The following is an 18517-nucleotide window of genomic DNA, read 5'->3' as shown; positions in this document are numbered from 1 at the left end:
AGAATATGAAAAATGCAAATTACAAAAATATATCTTTGCAGTGTTATTATGGAAAAGAAAGTAAGAGTAAGATTTGCCCCTAGTCCGACAGGAGGGCTGCATTTAGGTGGTGTACGTACCGCTTTGTTTAATTATCTGTTCGCTAAAAAACATAACGGAACGTTTGTTTTGCGTGTTGAAGACACGGATCAGACGCGTTTTGTTGAGGGAGCAGAAGAATACATCGTTTCTTGTTTGGAATGGTGTGGGATGTCGCCAGATGAGAGCCCGCAAAAAGGTGGGGAATTTGGGCCGTATCGTCAAAGTGAACGTAAAGCAACCTACAAACAGTATGCGGATCAGTTAATTGCTGATGGCTATGCTTACTATGCTTTTGATACCCCGGAAGAACTGGACGCAAAACGTAAGGAGATTCCTAATTTTACTTACGGATTAGCAACACGCGAAGGGATGCGCAATTCCCTCACACTTAGCGAAAATGAAGTAGCTGAACTTTTGGCCAATAATACCCGGCACGTTGTGCGTATTAAAATGCCTAAAGATGAACTGGTTTCTTTTACAGATCTGATTAGGGGGCATGTAAGTTTTGATACAAATTTAGTTGACGATAAAGTTTTATTAAAGGCCGATGGGATGCCTACTTATCACTTAGCCGTTGTTGCAGATGATAAGGCAATGGAAATCAGTCATATTTTTAGAGGCGAGGAGTGGCTTCCGTCTGCTCCAATACATATCTTGTTGTGGCGTTACCTTGGATGGGAAGATATAATGCCTCAATGGATTCATTTGCCACTGATATTAAAACCAGATGGGAACGGAAAACTAAGTAAGCGTGATGGCGACAGATTAGGCTTCCCGGTTTATGCACAAAACTGGACTGACCCAAAAACCGGTGATTTAACCAAAGGGTTTAAAGAACTTGGTTTTATGCCTGAAGCGTTTGTGAATTTATTGGCAATGCTTGGCTGGAATGATGGTACAGATCAGGAATTGTTTTCTTTAGCAGAATTAATTGATAAGTTCTCGGTTGAACGTATAAGCAAGGCCGGAGCAAAATTTGATTTCGAAAAAGCCAAGTGGTATAACCATGAATGGATTAAAAATGCTGATGCCCAAAAATTATTACCTACAGTAAAAGCAGCATTTGCGGATCAAGGTGTTATGGTTAAAGATGATGCTTATTTGCTGAAAGTAATTGATTTGGTTAAAGATAGATGTAATTTGTTGAGCGACTTTGTTACTCAGGCCACTTACTTTTTTGTGGCCCCTGCTGAATATGACCTGGCTGCGGTAAAACCAAAGTGGACAGCAGAGAAGGCTGCATTTTTTGATGCCTATACTTTATTGGTAACCGATAATGCTACTGCTTTAGAGTTAGAAGAGAAATTTAAAGAATTAGCTGGCACACATCAATTTAAACCGGGGGAACTAATGCTGCCACTTAGAATAATGCTTGTTGGTGGTAAATTCGGTCCCGGCGTATTCGATATTGCCCTTGTTTTAGGGGCAGCTGAAACTGTGCAAAGAATAAAGAATGCATTGACTGCGTTTAACTAATTATTTTGTAATTTGGTATGACAATTGTCTCGGATTCTTGTCTTATCAAATTAAAAAATAATTATATGCAGTGGTTCGGAAAAGGAAGTGGTAATATCGACGATAGAAGGGGTATGAGTGGCGGCACCATTGGTGGTGGCGTTGGTATTATCATTGTAGTTTTAGGTCTTCTCTTCGGAAAAGATTTGACAGGTCTGGTTAGCCAGTTGCCTGTAAATAATGTGACACAATCTGAGGGTAAACAAGGAGACCCGACTGATGCGGAAGGTAAGTTTGTGGATGGCGTTCTTGAGTCGACAAACCAAGTCTGGGAACAGCAATTTCAAAGCCTGGGACAGGAATACGAAAAGCCAAGAATGGTTTTGTTTACCAATATGGTACAGTCGGCCTGTGGAAATGCAAGCTCGGCGGTTGGTCCATTCTATTGTCCGGGAGATCATAAAGTATATATTGACCTGTCCTTTTATCAGGATCTAAAAAACAGATTTGGTGCCGCCGGTGATTTTGCACAAGCTTATGTAATTGCTCATGAGGTAGGCCATCACGTTCAGAATTTGTTGGGTATCTCTGATAAATTGCAAAAGGCCAGAGGGCAGGTAAGTGAGGTTGAGTACAATCGGTTGTCTGTTAAACTGGAATTACAGGCGGATTTTCTTGCGGGCTTATGGGCACATCATGCTCAAAACTTAAAAGACTTTAAATTAGAAGAGGGAGATATTGACGAAGCTTTAAATGCAGCGAATGCAATAGGTGATGATAAATTGCAGAAACAGGCTCAAGGAGAGGTTGTTCCTGATGCATTTACTCATGGTACATCTGCACAAAGAATGTATTGGTTTAAGAAGGGATTTGAGACCGGAGATATTAACCAAGGGGATACATTCAGTTCAAAACAATTATAAATAAGCTCGCAGGTTTGCAATTTTTTTGATATATATATAAGTTTAAACGCTTAATATTATCAAGAGTTGTATAACTTTAGAACAAAACTATTATACAAATTATTTTGCTAATGCTATTTAGAAGCTTATTCCCCTTTAATAATGATATTAATTGTAGATGATACGCCAGAGAACCTTATCTCTTTAAAAAGGGTTCTTGAAAGGCATAATTTTGAAGTTGATACCGCATCCTCAGGTGAAGAAGCTTTAAAAAAAGTTCTTAAGAATGAATATGTCCTGATTATTTTGGATGTGCAAATGCCCGGGATGGATGGCTTTGAAGTAGCGGAAGCTATTTCAGGGTACAGTAAGGCCAAAGAAACGGCTATAATTTTTTTATCTGCCGTAAATAAAGAACTCAAATTTATTACCAGGGGTTATTCTTCTGGCGGGCTCGATTACATTACCAAGCCCGTTGATATGGATATTTTGCTTTTAAAAGTAAAAACGTTTTACCGCATCTATGAGCAGAGCAGGAAGCTGATTGAAATTCAAAAGGCATTACTGGATGAAATAGAATATAGAAAGCAAGCCGAACGTAAAAAAGATGAATTTATCAGTATCGCCAGTCATGAATTAAAAACGCCATTAACAAGTGTTAAGGGGTACATGCAATTGCTGGGAAGAAGCGTAGAAAAGGGAGACATCCCCACAGTCAAAAAACATCTTGAGAAAGCACAAATCCAGTTAGAAAAGCTTCACGAGCTGATTGCCGATTTATTGGATATATCAAAAATCGAAAGCGGGAAACTTAAGTTTAACAAAAAAGACTTTGCAATTGATGATCTGCTGGATAGTGTAATCGACATTATTCGTCAGGCTAATCCTGAGTTTAACATCATTAGGAAAGGGAAAGTAGGCATTGAGGTTTATGCCGATGAAATGAGGATTGAACAGGTAATTATTAATTTTTTAACAAATGCGATTAAATACTCTCCTGGTACAAATGAAATTCATATTCACGTAGACGTGATTGCTGATAAGGTGTACGTGGGGGTAAGGGATTTTGGGATCGGGATTGCCCCGGACCAGCAAAAATCGGTTTTCGATAAATTTTATAGAGTGGAAGAAACCTCAATCCATTTTCAGGGTCTGGGCATTGGGCTGTTCATCTCTGCCGAAATCATAAAACGGCATGGCGGGGAAGTTGGGGTTAAAAGTACACTTGGTGAGGGATCTGAGTTTTATTTCATTTTACCTGTAAATTCTGGCACTGAAACGGATTAAAAGACATTAATTTATGAAAGAAAAATCTTTAAGAAATAATCTACGAATTGGTTTAGGGCTATCATTATTGATCCTTTTTATTTCATCACTTGCGTCTTTTATTAGTATAAAGAACCTGATTCAAAATGCAGATCTGGTTTCGCATAGCAATGAAGTTATGACGAACCTTGATGGTGTAATTTCGACATTAAAAGATGCAGAAACAGGACAAAGAGGATACTTGCTGACTGGTGATAAGGTTTTTTTGGAGCCTTATAACGGTGCAAGGCAAACCGCAATTGATCTTTTAAGCAAAGTAAGCTCAGATACAAAGGACAATCCTTTTCAGCAGCAAAATGCGAAGGAGTTACAGGGGATTATTGATGACCGGTTAAGTATTATTGAAAAAACCATAGCGTTAAAAGGTAAAGGCGAAAGTGTTTCTACTGCCCAATTACTTGACGGAAAGGTTTACATGGATAAGTCGAGGACTGTTATTAAAAGAATGCAGGCTGAAGAAAAGAGATTGCTTGATGAACGGACCGCTAATATGAATAAGATGGCGGGCTATACCCCAATTTTAATTCTTATAGCTGCTTTTTTTGCCATTTTGATTACCGTGATTTTCTACAAAAGAGTTTCCTCAGATTTTAATACCAGAAGGCAATTACAAAAAGAGCTGGAGGATAAGAATGAGGAGATAGCCAATAGGATTGAAGTTATTCAAGGCATTGCTGCTCAAATTTCTAATGGCGATTACCAGATCCGGATGAATGCGGAACAAAAAGATGGCCTGGGTAGTTTAGCGGGGTCCTTAAATTCAATGGCCGAATCACTTCAGTATTCTTTTGCCCTTTTGGCCGATAAAGAATGGCTCCAATCGGGCATTGCCACTCTTAATGATAAGATGGTTGGAGAAAAAAGCGTAGAGGAGCTTGCTAATGATATTCTTGAGAACATTATAGTACATACGAATAGTGCTGTTGCAGCTTTTTACCTGGCGGGAGATGATTCGGAATTACATCTTGCAGGAAGCTATTCTCTGATAATAGATAGAGAAAAGTATAGGTTAAATGCCGGAGAAGGTATTGCGGGACAGGTGTTTAAATCGGGGAAACAAATTTTGATCAATGATATTCCCGAGGGCGAAATGACCATTAGCTATGCAACAGGCGCTACCAAACCAAGAAATGTTGTTGCTTTTCCTGTGATTAGACATAATGAAACTATTGGGGTAATGGAACTTGGTTCATTGAATATTTACACCCCCCTTCAATTGGAGTTCTTTAACAATATTTCGCATAATATCGGAATTGCAGTACATGTTGCACAGAATCGCAAGAAATTACAGGAGCTTTTAGAGGAAACCCAGGCCCAGGCCGAAGAGTTGCAGGCCCAGCATAGTGAACTGGAGGGACTCAATGCCGAATTAGAAGCTCAGACGCAAAAAATACAAACTTCTGAGGAAGAGCTGAGGGTGCAGCAGGAAGAATTATTGCAGAGCAATCAGGAACTTGAGGAAAGAACCAGTTTATTGGAAGAGAAGAATCAACTCATTCAGGAGCGAAATCTGGATATACAACAGAAAGCCGAGCAATTGGAGCAAAGCACCAAGTATAAATCGGAATTCCTTGCAAACATGTCGCACGAATTGCGTACTCCTCTAAACTCAATATTACTCTTGTCTAAATTAATGTCGGAGAATAAGGAGCTTGATAAGGAATATGTGGAGTATGCGGATGTGATTCAAAGCTCAGGACAGGGGTTGTTGGGGCTTATTGACGAAATACTGGATCTCTCTAAAATAGAGGCTGGGAAAATGAAACTTGAGTTTGATGATATTAGTGTTAATGAGGTAATAACTGATATGCGGTCTTTATTTGAGCCATTGGCAAAGAATAAAGGGCTTGAGTTGGTTATTGATGCTGAGGAGACCAAGGGTGTTATTAATACAGATAAAATGCGACTTGAGCAGATTTTAAAGAATCTGCTGTCTAATGCGATCAAATTTACAAATCATGGCAAGGTCTCATTAACGGTTAAAAGAGACGATACGAATAAGTTCATCTTGTTTAAAGTCACAGATACCGGCATAGGTATTCCGGGAGATAAACTTGGGCTTATATTTGAAGCATTTCAACAGGCCGACGGTTCGACCAGAAGGAAGTTTGGCGGTACCGGGCTAGGCCTTTCTATAAGCAGGGAGCTATCGAAACTGTTGGGAGGAGAAATTGAGCTTACCAGTAAAGAAAATGTAGGTAGTGAGTTTACGTTCGCTTTACCCATTGATAGATTGGCTGCAGTTAAAAAACAAGAAGAGCAGGAAACCGATACTTTCGCTCCCCTTGAAAAACAAAGGGAGGTTATTTTAGAAAGATTTACTGTTGACCATATTCCACAAGAGGTTGAGGACGACAGGAACGATATTAAAGAAGACGATAAAGTAATTTTAATAGTAGAAGATGATACTGCGTTTGCGAAAACGCTTTTGAAGTTTACCCGAAAAAGAAATTATAAAGGGATTGTAGCCGTTAGAGGCGATGTTGGGATTGAACTGGCCAATCACTATAACCCTCTTGCTATTTTATTGGACATTCAACTTCCTGTTAAGGATGGATGGCAGGTAATGGAGGAGCTGAAGTCAAATCCTAAAACCAGACATATTCCAGTTCATATTATGTCATCTCTTGAGGTTAAAAAGGAAAGTTTGCTAAAGGGAGCGGTAGATTTTATAAATAAGCCTGTAGCTCTTGAGCATATGGCGCAGATATTCCAAAAGCTTGAACAAGCATTAACTAAAGGACCCAAAAAAGTTCTTATTGTTGAAGAAAACAAGCAGCATGCCCAAGCCTTGAGTTATTTCTTGAGTAACTATAACATCAACACTCAGGTTGCTAATAATGTTAAAGAAGGGATTGGTGCGTTACAGGAAAAAGAAGTGGATTGTGTGATTCTGGATATGGGTATACCAGATAAAAATGCATATGAAACGCTTGAAACGATTAAGAAAAGTGAAGGATTGGAAAATTTACCTATCATCATCTTTACCGGGAAAAACTTATCGAAGGGCGAGGAGAGTAGGATTAAACAATATGCCGATTCAATTGTAGTAAAAACAGCCCATTCTTATCAAAGAATACTAGATGAAGCCGGACTGTTCTTGCATCTAATAGAGGAGAAGGAATTGGATGGTAAGCATAAAAAACAGGCAACTGAAAAACTTGGAGGCCTTTATGAGGTGCTGAATAACAAAACAGTTCTGATTGCTGATGATGATGTGAGAAATATATTCTCATTAACAAAAGCATTGGAACAACATAAAATGAAAGTTTTAGCAGCTACGGATGGAAAGGAAGCGCTACAAATGCTCAAAGAGAACCCATTGATAGATATTGTGCTAATGGATATGATGATGCCCGAGATGGACGGATATGAAAGCACTAAAGAGATCAGGAAAATCCCTGCATATAAACAATTACCGGTTTTGGCTGTTACTGCCAAAGCAATGATGGGCGACAGGGAAAAATGTATTGCCGCAGGGGCGTCTGATTACATCTCTAAGCCTGTTGATATTGATCAGCTAATCTCGTTATTACGTGTTTGGCTTTACAACAAAGTGTAGCTATATGGCGAAAAAGATATTGATAATTGATGACGATAACAGGAACATTTTTGCGTTATCGGCTGTTTTAAAAGCAAAAGGCTACCAATGTTTAACCGCAACCGGAGGGGAAGAAGGAATAGACCTGCTTAAAGAGAATAAAGAGATTGCAGTGGTTTTAATGGACATGATGATGCCGGGAATGGATGGATATGAGGCAATAGCTAAAATAGATGAAAGTCCGGAAATTAAACATATTCCTGTTATAGCTGTTACGGCCCAGGCCATGGTTGGAGATAGAGAACGGTGTATGAATGCGGGGGCTGCCGGCTATGTCTCTAAACCTATTAATGTTGAAGAGTTAACAAGTTTACTCATAAAGTATATATAATTGGAACTCTCTGTAATTAACGACGATCATGTTGAGATCTTACTTTCAGACCTTCTGGAAAAGTATGGGTATGATTTTACCGGGTATTCCAGAGCATCTTTAAAGAGAAGAATTATACGACTGTACAGTTTGGATAGAGCCGTAAGTTTTGCTGAGTTCAGATATAAGATAAATAACGATAATCTATATTTTAAACGGTTTGTAGAACAGATTACAGTTAATGTAACTGAAATGTTTAGAGATCCTGTTTTTTTTAAAACATTAAGAGACGTTGTATTGCCAAAGTTGGGCACATACCCATTTATCAGAATTTGGCTGGCGGGCTGCTCAACAGGAGAAGAGGCATATTCGATCTCAATTATTTTAAAAGAACTTAACCTGCTGCATAAATCTTTAATCTACGCAACAGATTTAAACCCAATTGTGTTGGAAAAGGCCGCACAAGGAATGTTTGGCATGAATAGCATGAAGCAATATTCTGAGAACTATATTTTATCTGGAGGTTTAAAGGATTTTTCAAGTTATTATACAGCGAATTATTCGCTTGCTAAATTTGATGAGGACTTAAAAAGTAAGATCATATTTTCAACACATAATCTGGTTTCTGATTACTCCTTTAATGAGTTTCAGCTCATTTTATGTAGAAATGTATTGATCTATTTTGATAGGGAACTACAGCAGAAGGTGCTAAACCTTTTTGATGAGAGCCTTGAAGAGCTGGGGTATTTAGCACTTGGAACAAAGGAAACAATTAATTTTTCGGGCATTTCGGACAAGTATAAACGATTGGATTCAGAGAAGATCTGGAGGAAAATACAATGATAAAAAAATGTGAAGCATTTATTATCGGAGGCTCTGCAGGGAGTTTGGATGTGCTTTTAAAAGTGCTTCCATTAGTTAATGTTGCAATAAAATTCCCAATAGTCATTGTTATCCATCGTAAACATGGCGCAGATTCTTTATTGCCTGAATTGTTGTCAACCAGAACTAAGCTTAAGGTTAAAGAGGTAGACGAAAAAGAGCCGTTAATTGCTGGCACTATTTATATAGCTCCGTCAGATTATCATTTGCTGATTGAGCAGGATCGTTCATTTTCTTTGGATTATTCCGAAAAAATAAACTATTCCAGACCGGCAATAGACGCAACATTTCAAACCGCAGCAGAGGTTTATAAAGATACCCTAGTGTGTCTTTTGCTATCAGGATCGAACGCTGATGGTGTAAATGGGTTGAAAAGTGTTAAGCTTTGGGGTGGAACAACCTTGATTCAGGATCCAAATAGTGCTCAAGTAGCATATATGCCTGCCCAAGCTCAAGCTAACGTAAAAATAGATCATGTTTTAAGCATAGAAGATATAGCAGAATTCATAAATTTGTTGCCCTAAACGTTGTAGTTAACCATACCCGCAAATGGAGAAGAATAAAAGAGTATTTGTATTTGATGATAATGCAGAAATTTTAGAATTATGTACAATTATTCTGGAAGATGCAGGTTTCGATATTAAGACATCTTCGACCTCTAATAATATTATAGATCAGGTGTTGGCATATATACCGGATATTATTTTTATGGACAATTGGCTGCCGGATGTGGGGGGTATTGACGCAACCAGAGCGCTTAAAGGCCATGAGGCACTGAAAGGTATACCTGTAATTTATTTCTCTGCAAATAACGATGTACAGGCGCTTGCAACAGAAGCTGGGGCAGATGGCTATTTGTCTAAACCTTTTGATATCCAAGAATTGGAGGATATCATTCACAAACACCTTTCCGTTTAAAGGAAGACAGGATCTTAAGACGATAGTGGTAAGAGGATAGCGGGTCATCTCGACGATAGGAGAGATCTCGTTTTTATGCTACTTCAAGAGATCTCTCCTATCGTCGAGATGACGAAAGAATTTCGCTTAGGTTACTTCACACCCAAAACATCAACGCCTTGCTCAAAAATGATATCAACAGGGATTCCCTTTTTGGTTAATTTATCAAGATCGGTTTGAAGTTCAGTTGAAATAACAGCCTTTTCTTTTTGAGCCTTTTCTACAGCCGCTTTATTCCCGTTTCCTTGAAGGGTTATAATTAAGCCGCTTAATTTATTCATAGCCATTTCAAATTTAGCAAAGTCGACCTTGTATGTGCCATTTTCATTTCTGATGAAAGCCCCATTTTCCTTAAAGAAATTGAAGCATTGCATGTTAGCTTTTCCGTGTGCGCTTGCAGCTCCAAATCTTACTGAGCGAAGTATGCCCGCCATATATGTGGTGTAAAACTGCTTAATGTCGCCTTTCAGTTCTCCCTTTTTAAGTAATCCGGTTACCATGTAAAGCCCTAAAACATCCGCCTTACCTTCTTCAAGCCATGAATATTGCTCTTGCAAAGCTTCTTTAACAAATCCCTTACCTGTAATTGTTTTTTTGATTCCTAAGCCATGAGCAACCTCGTGAAACATTACGTTGGCAAAGAAAGCATCGAAATTGATGTATTGTTGCTGATCTTTGTCGATAAGTTCTTGGGCTATAGGTATTAGAATTTTGTCGAACTTAGCTTTCATCGCATTTTTTAGCTGTGAACGCCTTGTGCCCTTCTTTTGTTGGATAATTTCATCATTTGGAAGGTTTACTGCAATTGTTTTTGAACCAGCATTACAATCACCCGCATAGTAGATCACATCGTAAGCATTTAGCTCGGAGTCTGTACCTGGCTTTTCTTTCTTGTATTTAGCATCAACAGGCAGGCCTTGCTGTAGCTGAGGGAGCATGCTTACATACTTGGCAAGACGCTTGCTCCATACCTTGTCTTTTATCAATACATAAGCCTCGTAAGAGGCACGAGCATTGAATAATTTGTCTTCATAATTCTCAATAGGACCAATAATGATATCAAGGTTGTTGGTTTTCATGTCTAGCCATGCATAGTCGCTTGCAGTATAGTTGTCTGTTACTAACGCATCGGCACGTAGATTCAGATACTTTTTAAGCCCCGCGTCTTCTGCAAGCAGTGCAGCTTGTTTTAGAAGATTTGAAGCTTTTTGTAATTCTGCAGCAAAAAGAACATGGTAAGGAATTGAATTTAGTTTTCCTGTGCTATCCTTTTTTATAACAGAGTATTGCCCGTATTTATCTTTTGCGTCAGATTTTTTGAGGTCTTCTTTAGTCATTCCCGCAGGATAGAAGCTAGCCGCATCCGGTTTAGGGCCGATGCCCGCAACAAAGGGCTTGTCGCCATTAAGTCTGTCCCATGGCCCATAGTTAATCCAGATGAAAGATTTTGTTTTTTCATCCTTTATGGTGTTTAGTAAACTATCTCTCTGAGGGTATGCCTGTTTCCAGAATAGCTCATCCATTATTTGAGCAGATTGTATTAGCAGAGGAAGTATTTTACGTTCATTAATAGTCAGGTCATTTAAATTGGTAGTGAGTTTTACCTTTTCATAAATATCTAGTCGCTCATTTACATACTTCTGTAAACTGTCGTTTGATGATGTTTTCTTTTCTGTTGTTTTTGTGTTTTTGTCCTGCGGGCTACCGCACGAAGCAATTCCTGCAATGATTGAGCATCCAGCAATAAAAAGGCTTGCTTTGCTAATGTTTTTCATATATGAATATATTAGTACTTTTATGACTATATGACCTGCTTTTAGGCAAGACAGGTTTGATAGTGCAGATTTAATTGCGACTAAAATAGTAAAAAATAGTAATTTCACGCCTTCTATCTTTTCATTATGGTATATCAGATCAAATTAAAAAAAGGCTATCCCTACATTTTAGCAATGCTTATGCTTGCATCATGCTCTGCAGGTAAATACGCAGCTACAAATAAAGTGTATAAGAAAAAGGCAGGAGAGTTTGCTGAAGCAATAAAATCAATGCCACCAGTAGGCCAAGGCGTTGTGCTTTCTGATCCGACGCTTCAATCTTGGGTTGGATCTGTGAATTTCGGTATACGAAGACCAAACTTTGTAGTTCTTCATCATACTGCCCAGAAATCTTCTGATCAGACAATAAAAACTTTTACCATTGCTAAAACAGAGGTGAGCGCTCATTATGTAGTTGGGAGGGACGGAAAGGTTATTCAAATGGTAAATGACTATTTAAGAGCTAATCACGCAGGTGTGGGAAAATGGGGTAACGATACGGATCTAAACTCGTCTTCTATTGGAATAGAGATTGATAATTCGGGAACTGAACCTTATTCTGAAGTGCAGTTACAAAGTCTGATGACTTTGCTGTCGACCTTAAAAAGCAGGTATAAAATTCCAACGGCAAATTTTATAGGCCATTCAGATCTGGCACCAAGGAGAAAGGTTGATCCCGCTAATTTCCCCTGGAAGAGGTTTGCCGAAAAAGGGTATGGATTATGGTACGACAGTGTGCTTGTAATGCCACCAGATAATTTCGATGCAACTCTTGCGCTAAAAATAATTGGGTATGATGTGAGCAATTTGCCTGCAGCAATTGTGGCGTTTAAGATCCACTTTGTGCAAACAGATGTAACGCCTGAGTTAACCCCTGCAGTTAAACTAATTCTGTTTAACTTGTACAAGAAGTATATGTAAGATGGAGATCATTATGAATTCGTCATCTCGACGATAGGAGAGATCTCTTGAACTACATGAGCAAGAGATCTCTCCTATCGTCGAGATGACGGGTGTAGCCTATTTGTTAGCCTTTGCCCAGGCATCCTTTAAGGAAACGGTACGATTGAAGATCAAGTTTCCAGGAATAGAATCTTTATCTAGGCAGTAGTACCCTTTTCTGATAAACTGGTAACGCGCATCCTTATCTGCATTTGCAAGATAAGGTTCAATATATGCTTGTTTTATAACCTCAATGCTGTTCGGATTAAGATAGTCTTTGAAATCACCCTCTTCGGAATCCGGAGATTCAGAGGTAAACAGACGATCGTACATTCTGATCTCAGCGCTTTTTGCATGTTTACTGCTCACCCAGTGAATGGTACCTTTAACATTTATGCCACTGGTATCTTCGCCGCTTTTAGATTCCGGGATATAAGTGCAATATATTTCAGTCACATTCCCATTCGCATCTTTCTTGAAGTCTTCACATTTTACAATATAAGCATGTTTAAGCCTTACGGTTGCTCCTGGCGCAAGTCTGAACCATTTTTTGGCGGGCTCTTCCATAAAGTCTTCTCGCTCAATCCACAATTCATTGCTGAAGGGGATTTCTCTTGTTCCGCCTTTATCTTCTGCTTCAGGGTTGTTTTCTCCTATTAGTATTTCATTCTGTCCTTCAGGATAGTTGGTAATGATCAGCTTAATCGGGTCAAGCACCGCCATAACTCTGTTCGCTGTTTTATTTAAATGCTCACGCACACAGAATTCTAAAAGACTTAACTCTATAAGGTTTTCTCTTTTGGCAATTCCAATTCTGTCACAAAACTCTCTGATACTTTCCGGGGTGTATCCGCGTCTTCTTAATCCGCTTATTGTTGGCATGCGGGGGTCATCCCATCCACTTACTACACCCTCATTTACCAATTGAAGCAGCTTGCGCTTACTCATAACAGTATATGAAAGGTTTAAACGCGCAAATTCGTATTGTTTTGATGGAAATATTTCAAGTTTCTCGATTAGCCAATCGTACAATTCGCGATGTGCCACATACTCAAGCGTACAAATAGAATGCGTAATGGTTTCGATGCTGTCACTTTGTCCATGTGCAAAATCGTACATTGGGTAGATACACCACTTATTTCCTGTTCTGTGGTGTTCAGCATGTTTAATCCTATAGATCACCGGATCCCTCATAATCATGTTGGGGCTGGCCATGTCTATTTTAGCACGGAGTGTACAGGTGCCGTCTGGAAACTCACCACCCTTCATTCGGGTAAAGAGATCAAGATTCTCTTCAATGCTGCGGTTTCTGTATGGACTGTCTTTACCAGCTTCAGTTGGTGTTCCTTTTAATTCAGCAATTTCTTCCGCGGTACTGTCATCCACGTAGGCCAAACCTTTTTTGATAAGGGTTACGGCAAATTCATAAAGTGAATCGAAATAATCAGAAGTATATAATTCGTTTTTCCATTCAAAGCCCAGCCATTTAATATCTGCCTGTTGACTGTCTACATATTCGGTTTTTTCTGTAACCGGATTGGTATCATCAAACCTTAAGTTTGTGTAGCCACCATATTTTTTTGTTAGCCCAAAGTTTAAGCATATAGCTTTTGCGTGGCCTATATGCAAATATCCATTCGGTTCTGGTGGAAAACGTGTGATTAGTGTTTCGTATTTTCCGCTATTTAAATCGTTCTCAATGATTTCTTCAATAAAGTTCAATGATCTTTCTTCACTCATAAAAACTGTAAATTTAGCGCCAAAGTTAACATAAAAGCGCTAATTTACTTACATTTACCACCTACTATTAGTATAAATTATGAGCAAAACGTTAAACAGGCCAATACGTGTTTTAGTCGCAAAGGTTGGGCTCGACGGGCATGACAGAGGGGCAAAAGTTATTGCAACGTCTCTCAGAGATGCCGGTATGGAAGTGATTTATACCGGATTGCGCCAAACGCCGGAAATGGTTGTAAATACCGCCTTGCAGGAAGATGTAGACGCAATTGGTATTTCCATTCTATCAGGAGCTCATATGACTGTTTTTCCGAAAATTGTAGAGATCATGAAGCAAAAACAATTAACAGATGTTTTGCTGACAGGCGGAGGTATTATTCCTGAAAATGACATAAAAAAGCTTAAGGAGATGGGTGTAGGAGAGTTGTTTGCCCCCGGAACTACAATGGTTACTATAGTAGACTATATTAAAAATTGGGTTGTTGAAAACAGAAATTTTTAGATTATGACTTATCAGAACATTTTACTGGAAATAACAGATGAGATTCTTTATATTACTATAAACCGCGAGCATAAATTAAATGCCTTAAATAAAGCTACATTGGCTGAATTAGCTGAAGCAATTTCAATTGCCGCAGACAACAATGAGGTAAGAGGAGTCTTAATTACCGGTGCCGGAGAGAGGGCTTTTGTTGCAGGGGCAGATATTTCAGAATTTTCCAACTACAATATTGCCGAAGGAGAGGAGCTTGCACGAGTAGGACAAAATAGCGTGTTTGATGCTATCGAGAATTGTCCTAAGCCGGTAATTGCAGCAATTAATGGATTTGCTTTAGGAGGAGGATTAGAATTGGCTATGGCTTGTCACCTACGTATTGCTTCTGAGAATGCAAAGCTTGGCTTACCGGAAGTTAGTCTTGGTTTAATTCCCGGATATGGGGGCACACAAAGGTTAACTCAGTTGGTAGGTAAAGGAAAAGCAATTGAGATCATTACAACAGCAGAGATGATCACTGCTTCAGAGGCAGAAAAAATAGGGTTGGTGAATTATGTAGTTCCTCAGAGCGAGCTTATTGCTAAGGCCGAAGAGATATTAAATAAAATAAAATTAAGAGCCCCATTAGCAATCGCCAGTGCTATAAAAGCCGTAAATGCATCATTATTACCCGATGTTGATGGGTTTGATACCGAGATAAAGGAATTTGGTAAATGCTTTGGTACTTTGGATTTTAAAGAAGGAACTACCGCATTTCTTGAGAAAAGAAAGCCGGTATTTTTCGGGAAATAAAGTCCTCAATTCGCTGAACCTCATTAAGTCTTTGAGGGATTTATTGGGGTTTTGTCATAAAGTGAGAAAAAAATTGTATACTTTTTTTATAAAACTGTAGAAAATATTTCCCAGATAAAAAAAACTAGTTATATTTATTTCATAAAATGCGCTCTAATTTTTTAGGTAATATGAGAAAAATATTAATTGTTGACGATGAGGTAAACATCGGCGTGCTGTTATCCAAGTTTTTAACCAGAAATTCCTTTAGTGTATCAACGGCTACAAGCGGTGTGACGGCAATGGATTACCTGGCTAAAGAAGCTTATGACCTTGTTTTATGTGATTATAGACTTGAGGATACGGACGGGAGAGAAATGCTGATCAAGATAAAGGAAAGCTATCCTAGCACCGGAGTTATTATTATTACAGGTTATTCGGATATTAAGCTTGCAGTAGAACTGATTAAATTAGGGGCATATGATTATATTACTAAGCCTCTATATCCCGATGAAATTTTAAATACAATTAATAAGGCAATAGAAACTCAGATTGCATTAAACACAAATCAATCTGAAACCTCTTCCGAAACGACTAAACAAAAGGCAGCAAAACAAGCCTACAAGCAGGTGGATAATTTTGTTGCGGGCCAAAGCCCTGCTTCAAAAGAGTTATTGAAGCAGATTCAATTGGTTGCGCCAACTTCCTATAGTGTTATTTTAACAGGCGAAAGCGGTACAGGAAAAGAGTCTGTAGCAAAAGCAATCCACTTAAATAGTCCAAGGAAAGATCGCCCGTTTGTGGCAATGGATTGTGGTTCACTTACTAAAGAATTGGCTGGTAGCGAATTCTTTGGTCATGAAAAGGGGTCATTTACAGGAGCCCTTTATACTAAAATCGGTCATTTTGAAATGGCGAATGGAGGAACGCTTTTTCTGGATGAGGTAGGGAACCTTTCTTATGATATCCAGGCTGCTTTATTGCGAACTGTACAGGAGAGAAAAATTAAAAGAATAGGTAGCACCAAAGAGATTGATTTGGATGTAAGGATTATTGTTGCAACAAATGAAAATCTTTCCAATGCTATTCAGAAAGGGAAATTCAGAGAGGACCTTTATCATAGGTTCAATGAATTTTCTATCGGTTTGCCTCCGTTAAGTCAGAGAGGTGACGATATTATGGTTTTTGCATATACGTTTTTGGATGTGGCAAATCAGGAATTGTCGAGGAACGTACAGGGGTTTTCTGAAGAGGTTGTAGATTGTTTCCTTACCTACAATTGGCCAGGTAATGTAAGAGAGCTTAAAAATGTGGTTAGAAGGGCGACCTTGCTTACTGAGAACCAGGAAATACAATTAAAGGCACTTCCTCTTGAAATCTCAACCTATGCCAAAGCATCAGCTATTGAAAGTTCAATTTCTCGTATCGAAAAACCGAGGGATTTGAAAAATGCAGCTCTTGAAGCTGAGTACGATGCTATTTTAAAAGTTTTAAGAGAAGTAAATTTTAATAAAACAAAGGCAGCAAAAATTCTAAATATCGACCGAAAAACGTTGTACAACAAAATGAGAGCGATTAATTTGGATACATAAAGTGTTACTGGTAGTTATTGTCATCTTTATCGGGCTATTGATCCTGGGATATCTCCTTTTTAGGAGTATGTTGGTAGTGGGTGGGCTAAGAGATGAAGTCGCAGCGCTACAAAAGCAGAATAAGTATCTTTTAGAAAGAGTTGAAGTTCTTAATCTTGCCGAGCGAATTACCCACCTTGGAAGCTGGGAGATTTTTGTAGTAAGCGGGCAAGTTAAATGGTCAGAAGAGCTTTATAAAGTGTACGGATTTAAAAATGATGATTTTTTACCTGATATACACATTAATGAACAGGTTATAGCACCTGAATATAGAGAAAAGGTATCTAAAGAATTAAAATCTGCGATTGATAATAAAACATCTTTTGCTGTTGAATACCAGATCATACAACCTTCAGGTAAAAGAAAATACGTGCTGGGTCAGGGGTTTTATATCGAGGGTGAAGACAAACTTGTTGGTACCATCCAGGACATTACTGAGTTAAAAGAAGCTGTTTTAAAGCTCAAGATAAACGAATCGTTATTAAGAGAAGCAGAAATGGTTTCGCATAGCGGAAGTTGGGAATGGATGGATGGTAAGGAGTTTATTCTTTGGTCTGATGAGATGTATAACATACATGGTTTTCTTCCTCATTCAGTATTCGTCAATTTTGCATTTTATAAAAGGCTTGTTCACGAGGATGATCTCCAGCTTTTTATGGATAACTTTTATAAGGCCAAAAAGGATAAAATCTCTTTTAAAATAAACTATAGAATTGTGTTGCCTTCAGGAGAGATCCGGCATGTGCTTACTACAGCAGAGCATAAACGAATAGGTTTAAATGATAACTATGCCTATATTGGAAACACACAGGACGTAACGCAATTAAGAGAAGCTCAGGTACAGCTTGAAGAAAAAGTAGTTGAACTGAATCGCTCTAATCAGGATTTAGAACAATTTGCTTATGTTGCATCACACGATTTACAGGAGCCTTTAAGAAAGATACAAGCTTTTGGAGACCGGCTGAAAGATAAGTATGGTGAGCAGATGAATGCAGAGGCTCAGGATTACATCGGTAGAATGAGGGGAGCCTCTGAGCGAATGCGTGCGTTAATTGATGACCTTCTGGCATTTTCCAAGCTAACAAGGGGTAGTAAAAGTTATTCTAAACTTAAACTTGGCGATGTTGTAAGAAAGACATTAAGCGATCTTGATTTTACAATAGAGCTTAAGAAAGCCATAGTTGACATTGATTTTGAAGAGGACGAAATTGAAGGTGTTGAAAGCCAGCTAGTACAACTTTTTCAAAATTTGATAGGAAATTCTTTAAAGTTCACAAGTCAAAATGAGGTTCCCAACATTTCAATATTTGGAACCACCAAGTATGGGCATGAATTGAATATAGCTGAGATTAACAAAAACCAGTTATATTGTGTTGTTAAAGTAAAAGATAATGGAATTGGTTTTGAAACCGAAGATGCTTTGAAAATATTTGACATTTTTCATCGCTTACATTCAAGAGTTGACTACGAAGGGACAGGTATTGGGTTGGCTATATGTAAGAGGATAGCGGATAATCATTCTGGTTTTATTTTTGCAGAAAGCAAACCTGGTGAAGGGACTGCTTTTGTGGTGATTCTTCCGAAGAAACAAAATAAATGAAAATAATCTGAG

15 protein-coding genes are annotated in these 18517 nt (G+C 38.5%); 13 read left to right on the top strand and 2 right to left on the bottom strand.

Annotated elements, in window-relative coordinates; translation table 11 throughout:
* Positions 1 to 48 precede the first annotated feature (48 nt).
* The 8 genes from gltX to HQN86_RS18060 all read left to right on the top strand — a co-directional run bounded on the left by gltX (position 49) and on the right by HQN86_RS18060 (position 9475).
* The gene (gltX, locus tag HQN86_RS18095; protein ID WP_172662299.1) at positions 49 to 1557 is read left to right on the top strand and encodes a glutamate--tRNA ligase; all 1509 of its coding nucleotides are present in this window, start codon (positions 49 to 51) and stop codon (positions 1555 to 1557) included.
* 65 nt (positions 1558 to 1622) lie between these two features.
* Positions 1623 to 2459: a KPN_02809 family neutral zinc metallopeptidase gene (ypfJ, locus tag HQN86_RS18090; RefSeq protein WP_172662298.1), complete on the top strand. Its 837-nt coding sequence runs from the start codon at positions 1623 to 1625 to the stop codon at positions 2457 to 2459.
* A gap of 141 nt (positions 2460 to 2600) precedes the next feature.
* Entirely contained in the window at positions 2601 to 3725 is a 1125-nt protein-coding gene (locus tag HQN86_RS18085) for a hybrid sensor histidine kinase/response regulator (RefSeq protein WP_048908180.1), read from the top strand.
* Between the two features lie 13 nt (positions 3726 to 3738).
* Complete coding sequence (locus tag HQN86_RS18080; RefSeq protein WP_172662297.1) at positions 3739 to 7326, top strand: response regulator; 3588 nt, start codon at positions 3739 to 3741, stop codon at positions 7324 to 7326.
* Between the two features lie 4 nt (positions 7327 to 7330).
* Positions 7331 to 7696: a response regulator gene (locus HQN86_RS18075; protein WP_172662296.1), complete on the top strand. Its 366-nt coding sequence runs from the start codon at positions 7331 to 7333 to the stop codon at positions 7694 to 7696.
* On the top strand, positions 7697 to 8518 hold the full coding sequence (locus HQN86_RS18070; RefSeq protein WP_172662295.1) for a CheR family methyltransferase: 822 nt from the start codon (positions 7697 to 7699) through the stop codon (positions 8516 to 8518). It abuts the gene before it with no gap.
* On the top strand, positions 8515 to 9081 hold the full coding sequence (locus HQN86_RS18065; RefSeq protein WP_172662294.1) for a chemotaxis protein CheB: 567 nt from the start codon (positions 8515 to 8517) through the stop codon (positions 9079 to 9081). The genes HQN86_RS18070 and HQN86_RS18065 overlap by 4 nt, the downstream gene beginning before the upstream one ends.
* Before the next feature lie 25 nt (positions 9082 to 9106).
* Complete coding sequence (locus HQN86_RS18060; protein WP_172662293.1) at positions 9107 to 9475, top strand: response regulator; 369 nt, start codon at positions 9107 to 9109, stop codon at positions 9473 to 9475.
* A 131-nt stretch (positions 9476 to 9606) separates the two neighbouring features.
* Here HQN86_RS18060 and HQN86_RS18055 read toward each other — a convergent pair whose 3' ends face one another.
* Positions 9607 to 11289, bottom strand: a complete 1683-nt coding sequence (locus HQN86_RS18055; protein ID WP_172662292.1) for a dipeptidyl-peptidase 3 family protein — start codon at positions 11287 to 11289, stop codon at positions 9607 to 9609.
* A 126-nt stretch (positions 11290 to 11415) separates the two neighbouring features.
* On the opposite strand from HQN86_RS18055, the gene HQN86_RS18050 reads away from it, so the two are divergent.
* Complete coding sequence (locus HQN86_RS18050) at positions 11416 to 12249, top strand: N-acetylmuramoyl-L-alanine amidase (protein WP_172662291.1); 834 nt, start codon at positions 11416 to 11418, stop codon at positions 12247 to 12249.
* A gap of 99 nt (positions 12250 to 12348) precedes the next feature.
* On the opposite strand, the gene HQN86_RS18045 is transcribed toward HQN86_RS18050, so the two are convergent.
* Entirely contained in the window at positions 12349 to 14010 is a 1662-nt protein-coding gene (locus HQN86_RS18045; RefSeq protein ID WP_172662290.1) for a glutamine--tRNA ligase/YqeY domain fusion protein, read from the bottom strand.
* A 79-nt stretch (positions 14011 to 14089) separates the two neighbouring features.
* Here HQN86_RS18045 and HQN86_RS18040 point away from each other — a divergent pair, with 79 nt between their 5' ends.
* The 4 genes from HQN86_RS18040 to HQN86_RS18025 all read left to right on the top strand — a co-directional run bounded on the left by HQN86_RS18040 (position 14090) and on the right by HQN86_RS18025 (position 18505).
* Positions 14090 to 14509 carry a cobalamin B12-binding domain-containing protein gene (locus HQN86_RS18040; RefSeq protein ID WP_172662289.1) on the top strand — a complete coding sequence of 140 codons (420 nt, stop codon included), beginning with the start codon at positions 14090 to 14092 and terminating at the stop codon, positions 14507 to 14509.
* 3 nt (positions 14510 to 14512) lie between these two features.
* Positions 14513 to 15295 (top strand): enoyl-CoA hydratase/isomerase family protein, encoded by a 783-nt coding sequence (locus tag HQN86_RS18035; protein ID WP_172662288.1) that lies wholly within the window; start codon positions 14513 to 14515, stop codon positions 15293 to 15295.
* 170 nt (positions 15296 to 15465) lie between these two features.
* Complete coding sequence (locus HQN86_RS18030; protein WP_172662287.1) at positions 15466 to 16866, top strand: sigma-54-dependent transcriptional regulator; 1401 nt, start codon at positions 15466 to 15468, stop codon at positions 16864 to 16866.
* Between the two features lies 1 nt (position 16867).
* Positions 16868 to 18505 carry a sensor histidine kinase gene (locus HQN86_RS18025; RefSeq protein WP_172662286.1) on the top strand — a complete coding sequence of 546 codons (1638 nt, stop codon included), beginning with the start codon at positions 16868 to 16870 and terminating at the stop codon, positions 18503 to 18505.
* Positions 18506 to 18517 lie beyond the last annotated feature (12 nt).

Origin of the sequence: Pedobacter panaciterrae, from assembly GCF_013204795.1 — a bacterium.
GTDB lineage: Bacteria > Bacteroidota > Bacteroidia > Sphingobacteriales > Sphingobacteriaceae > Pedobacter > Pedobacter panaciterrae.
The sequence above is the reverse complement of the archived record's forward strand: the minus strand, read 5'-3'. Positions and strand labels throughout refer to the sequence as shown.

Bases quoted from the DNA above. Each gene is read 5' to 3' on its own strand.
- HQN86_RS18055 (WP_172662292.1), bottom strand. From the start codon at position 11,289: ATGAAAAACATTAGCAAAGCAAGCCTTTTTATTGCTGGATGCTCAATC.
- HQN86_RS18030 (WP_172662287.1), top strand. From the start codon at position 15,466: ATGAGAAAAATATTAATTGTTGACGATGAGGTAAACATCGGCGTGCTG.
- HQN86_RS18040 (WP_172662289.1), top strand. From the start codon at position 14,090: ATGAGCAAAACGTTAAACAGGCCAATACGTGTTTTAGTCGCAAAGGTT.
- HQN86_RS18045 (WP_172662290.1), bottom strand. From the start codon at position 14,010: ATGAGTGAAGAAAGATCATTGAACTTTATTGAAGAAATCATTGAGAAC.
- HQN86_RS18065 (WP_172662294.1), top strand. From the start codon at position 8,515: ATGATAAAAAAATGTGAAGCATTTATTATCGGAGGCTCTGCAGGGAGT.
- HQN86_RS18050 (WP_172662291.1), top strand. From the start codon at position 11,416: ATGGTATATCAGATCAAATTAAAAAAAGGCTATCCCTACATTTTAGCA.
- gltX (WP_172662299.1), top strand. From the start codon at position 49: ATGGAAAAGAAAGTAAGAGTAAGATTTGCCCCTAGTCCGACAGGAGGG.
- HQN86_RS18035 (WP_172662288.1), top strand. From the start codon at position 14,513: ATGACTTATCAGAACATTTTACTGGAAATAACAGATGAGATTCTTTAT.
- HQN86_RS18060 (WP_172662293.1), top strand. From the start codon at position 9,107: ATGGAGAAGAATAAAAGAGTATTTGTATTTGATGATAATGCAGAAATT.
- HQN86_RS18080 (WP_172662297.1), top strand. From the start codon at position 3,739: ATGAAAGAAAAATCTTTAAGAAATAATCTACGAATTGGTTTAGGGCTA.
- HQN86_RS18075 (WP_172662296.1), top strand. From the start codon at position 7,331: ATGGCGAAAAAGATATTGATAATTGATGACGATAACAGGAACATTTTT.
- ypfJ (WP_172662298.1), top strand. From the start codon at position 1,623: ATGCAGTGGTTCGGAAAAGGAAGTGGTAATATCGACGATAGAAGGGGT.
- HQN86_RS18085 (WP_048908180.1), top strand. From the start codon at position 2,601: ATGATATTAATTGTAGATGATACGCCAGAGAACCTTATCTCTTTAAAA.